The organism is Gammaproteobacteria bacterium, assembly GCA_022340215.1.
GTDB lineage: Bacteria > Pseudomonadota > Gammaproteobacteria > JAJDOJ01 > JAJDOJ01 > JAJDOJ01.
The window spans coordinates 1-3,134 of the sequence record JAJDOJ010000068.1; the positions used below are offsets into that span (position 1 = coordinate 1).

2 protein-coding genes and 3 pseudogenes are annotated in these 3,134 nt (G+C 63.5%); 1 reads left to right on the forward strand and 4 read right to left on the reverse strand.

Going from position 1 to position 3,134, the window contains the following annotated elements; genetic code table 11:
• Window positions 1–119 precede the first annotated feature (119 nt).
• The 4 genes and pseudogenes from nfi to LJE91_05015 form a co-directional block, all read right to left on the reverse strand.
• Window positions 120–782, reverse strand: a complete 663-nt coding sequence (gene nfi / locus LJE91_05000) for a deoxyribonuclease V (GenBank protein ID MCG6868097.1) — start codon at window positions 780–782, stop codon at window positions 120–122.
• Between the two features lie 83 nt (window positions 783–865).
• Window positions 866–2,296, reverse strand: a pseudogene (locus LJE91_05005) (ATP-dependent DNA helicase RecG).
• Between the two features lie 77 nt (window positions 2,297–2,373).
• Window positions 2,374–2,523: pseudogene (locus tag LJE91_05010) on the reverse strand (FAD-dependent oxidoreductase).
• A complete protein-coding gene (locus LJE91_05015) occupies window positions 2,516–2,662 on the reverse strand; it encodes a hypothetical protein (GenBank protein ID MCG6868098.1) in 147 nt (48 codons plus the stop codon). Before LJE91_05015 ends, LJE91_05010 begins: the two are co-directional and overlap by 8 nt.
• Window positions 2,663–2,723: 61 nt before the next feature.
• Between LJE91_05015 and LJE91_05020 the strand changes: the two are divergent.
• Window positions 2,724–3,008: pseudogene (locus LJE91_05020) on the forward strand (transposase zinc-binding domain-containing protein).
• The last annotated feature ends 126 nt before the right edge of the window (window positions 3,009–3,134 follow it).

Genomic DNA, 3,134 nt, shown 5'->3' on the forward strand with positions numbered 1-3,134 from the left:
AGTGCGGCGGTCGTTGATCGGTTTGCCGGTGACGCCAGCAAGGAGGGGGCCCGATAGACTGTTTCCCAGGGCAAGGGGGCCTTGCCGCTTCGGATGATCTCGTCGATGCGAATCGTGCGCTACCTCCCGGAGGCGATCCGGTCGGCCCAGCGAGTGGTCTCCGGAAGGCGGTAGCGGGTCGTGCAGCGCAGGGTGACATCCAGGGCGGAATCCAGTGAAATCCTGTGCCCGGGAGACACAAAGAGGGGACGCACACCGACCCGCGTTCGCAGGACCGCGCCGATTGTCTCTCCCCGCAGGATCAGGGGTGTAGATTCCCCCCGGCCCTCGGGAACCGGGGCGTGCTCTCCGGTCAGGCGCGACTTGGCCACGCCGATCGCGGGGGTATCGCAGATCAGTCCCAGATGACAGGCGATTCCGAAGCGACGCGGGTGGGCCGTCCCCTGGCCGTCGCACAGGATGATATCGGGGATGTGCCGAAGCCGTTCCAGGGCGGCGAGTACCGCCGGGACTTCGCGGAAGGACAGCAGGCCGGGGACATAGGGGAAAAGAGTCGGGATTTCGGCCATTGACTGCGCCACGAATTCCAGATCGGGGAATGTCAGGACCGCCACGGCCGCGCGGGTCGTCCGGCCCTTGTCGGGGAAGCCGACATCGACACCGGCAACGAGGCGGATCGGTCCGAACCGGTCGTCGGTCTCGATCCGCTCCTTGAGCGAATGCTGAATGTCGCGCGCCTCGGCGGGCGTCACGTCCCAGCGATGCAGTGACCGGATTCTCATTGACTCGAGGTCGTCAATGCGATGGCGCGCGGATTTTGGGGCAGAGAGCCCCGATTACCCGCGCCGGGATCGCGGGTGACACGCTACGCACGGCCAAACCGGTCGCCTTCCCCGATCCATCGCTCGATCAAACCGTCGACCGCCGCGGGATGCGAGGCCGCGATCTCGCGTGCTACCCGGGTGACGTCCTGGATCAGGTCCCGGTCCTGTTCGAAATCCGCGATGCGCAGCGGGAAGCTGCCCGTCTGCCGGGTCCCCAGCACCTCGCCGGGACCGCGCAAACGCAGGTCGATGCGTGCAATCTCGAAGCCGTCGGAGTGTTCGCGCAGGGTCCGGATCCGTTCTCTGGCCGATTCCGACAGGGGAGTGCCATAGAGAAGGACGCAGTCGCCGTCGAGTTTGCCGCGTCCGATTCTGCCGCGGATCTGATGTAGTTGCGCCAGTCCCAGTCTCTCCGGGTTCTCTATGATCATCAGCGAGGCGTTAGGTACGTCGACGCCGACCTCGATCACTGTCGTGGCCACGAGCACCTGCAACTCGCCGGCCCTGAACCGTCTCACGGCGTCGTCTTTCTCCGCTGCCCGCATTCGGCCGTGGACCAGTCCAATCGTCAGTTTCGGAAGAGCCTCGGACAGGACGCGGGCAGTCTCTTCCGCCGCACGGCATCCCAGTGCCTCGGATTCTTCGACCAGGGTGCAGACCCAGTATGCCTGTCTCCCGGCTTCGCAGGCCCGACCGATTCGGGAGATGATCTCGTCACGGCGCGTTTCCGGTACCGCGACCGTATTGACCGGTTTGCGTCCAGGCGGCAATTCGGACAGGACAGAGTGATCCAGGTCAGCGTATACCGTCATCGCGAGCGTGCGCGGAATCGGGGTCGCGGTCATGACGAGTTGATGCGGATACGGTCCCCCCTTTCGACCCTTGTTACCCAGTGCCAGGCGTTGATGAACCCCGAACCGATGCTGTTCGTCGATCACGGCAAGCCCCAGATTCGGGATTGCTACCTTGGCCTGAATCAATGCATGGGTTCCCGAGACGACATCGACTTCGCCCCTGGACAGGGTTTCCAGCACGCGGTTTCGCTCCGACCGGGCCTGCCTTCCCGAAAGCAGGGCGAGTGAAAGTCCCAGTGGCTCCAGCCATTCCCTCAAGCAGCGCAGGTGCTGCTCGGCCAGCAGTTCGGTCGGTGCCATCACGGCCGCCTGATGGCCCGATTCTGCGGCCAGCACGCAGGCTGCCGCGGCGACCACTGTCTTTCCCGAGCCGACGTCACCCTGGACCAGTCTCAGCATCGGCCCGCTCGAGGCCAGATCATTCCTGATTTCCTCAATAATGCGGGATTGCGCACCGGTCAGCGCGAAAGGAAGCGAGTCGAGAAAGGGCCGCAGCACCTCCCGTCCGGCGGACAGGATCGGGGCCGGGTTGCGTTTCAAGCGACAGCGTACGCGGGCAAGACCGAGTTGCTGTGCCAGCAGTTCCTCGAACGCCAGTCTCGTCCGCGCGGGGTTGCGGTGCGAATTGAGCAGCGCCGGATCGGTACCGCGGGGAGGGCGATGGAGAAAGTCGAGGGCGGCGAGGGTGCCGATTAGGTGGTCCACTTGCCCCCCGCCACGGAGACCAGGATGGTGTGATCGCGGGACAGTGCAGCGGTGGATGACCCCTCCCCGGACCTGACCAGGGGCCTCAATCCCGCAAAGACGCTGAGGACGTCGGTCCGGGTCGGGGGATGTTCAAGGTACTGGCCCCTCGACGGGACAGCGATTGACGGCCACGCTACCCAGGTCGAAGACCGTCTGTGCCAGGTTCACCGCCAGTCGCGAGTCATCGAATTGCCCGTCGTAGTAGATCACCCCGGCCAGAAACCTCGGCCCAGACAATGAAGCTCGGACGTCCATACGATAGACTGTATATTAGTACAGTATTGCATGGACGCCGATCATGTCATCAACGCTCGCGGCCGGGACGACCGACCGGGACCGAGGTCCTGACCGTTACCAGCGCCACCGACCCGAGCAGACCCTGCTCTACCGGATAGTCGAGGAGTACTACCCACAATTTGTCGACCTCATGGCCCGCCAGGGCAGGCCGTTGCCGGACTACGTGCAGCAGGAATTCGAGGACTATCTGCGATGCGGCCGTCTGGAGCACGGCTTTTTGCGGGTACGTTGCGATACCTGCCACGCCGAGCATCTGCTGGCGTTCAGCTGTAAACACCGTGGATATGCGAAGTAAAAGAATATGCGGTGTAATGTCCCACTTTCATCTTGCAAGCCCAAATTGCCCTTTGTTTGTCAGAATGTTGGGTTTCTAGCCGAAGCGTATGGCTTTGCATATTAGTTGCCAGTAGTG